Source organism: Psychromonas aquatilis (assembly GCF_038155185.1).
GTDB classification, from domain to species: Bacteria; Pseudomonadota; Gammaproteobacteria; order Enterobacterales; family Psychromonadaceae; genus Psychromonas; species Psychromonas aquatilis.
In genome coordinates this window covers 1-215 of sequence record NZ_JBAKAZ010000386.1, presented here as the reverse complement: position 1 = coordinate 215, position 215 = coordinate 1, and the positions used below count along the sequence as shown (strand labels likewise).

The following is a 215-nucleotide window of genomic DNA, read 5'->3' as shown; positions in this document are numbered from 1 at the left end:
CAACAATCTTACTGCTAAATTCAAATTCTAAGTCTAAATTGACTTTACAAGCTTGATCGTCCAGTGCTGTAAAAGTCCAACCGCCACTGAGGTGTTTAAAAGGCCCCACAACTAGGTTCATCGCAATAGCTTTAATTGCAATAAATGTATATTCAGTAACAAAAGTTTGACTGATCCCTGCTTTCGACACTTGAATCGATGCTCTCATCAATTCT

The 215-nt window shown here is 37.7% G+C and carries 1 protein-coding gene; it reads right to left on the bottom strand.

The genetic code is table 11. The features are described from left to right. Nucleotides 1-215 (bottom strand): SRPBCC family protein (locus V6256_RS15905; RefSeq protein WP_341599177.1); only part of this gene is annotated, 215 nt, incomplete at both ends.